We start from the raw sequence: 287 nt of genomic DNA on the forward strand, positions 1-287 counted from the left end.
GCCGCGCCAGATCATGGCCTGGTCCGCGTCGACCAGAAAACCGATCGACATCAGCTGCACGCCGTGGTTTTCCAGCGGGTCCATGGACTGGCCATCGGCGCTCGTCGGCCGGCCCTCGGCGCCCATCATCATCGGCAGGCTGGGGCCGTAAATATCGGCGTCGAGCACGCCGACGCTGGCGCCCTCGGCGGCCAGCGCCAGCGCCAGGTTCACGGCGGTGGTGCTCTTGCCCACACCGCCCTTGCCCGAGGCCACGCCAATGATGTTCTTGACCTTGGGCAACAGTT

At 67.6% G+C, this 287-nt stretch carries 1 protein-coding gene; it reads right to left on the reverse strand.

What is annotated here, in order from left to right:
* A partial coding sequence (locus B5P40_RS32415; RefSeq protein ID WP_142936403.1) for a P-loop NTPase occupies nt 1-287 on the reverse strand: 287 nt, incomplete at both ends.

The organism is Bacillus sp. SRB_8 (genome assembly GCF_003264205.1).
Lineage (GTDB): Bacteria > Bacillota > Bacilli > Bacillales > Bacillaceae_G > Bacillus_A > Bacillus_A mycoides.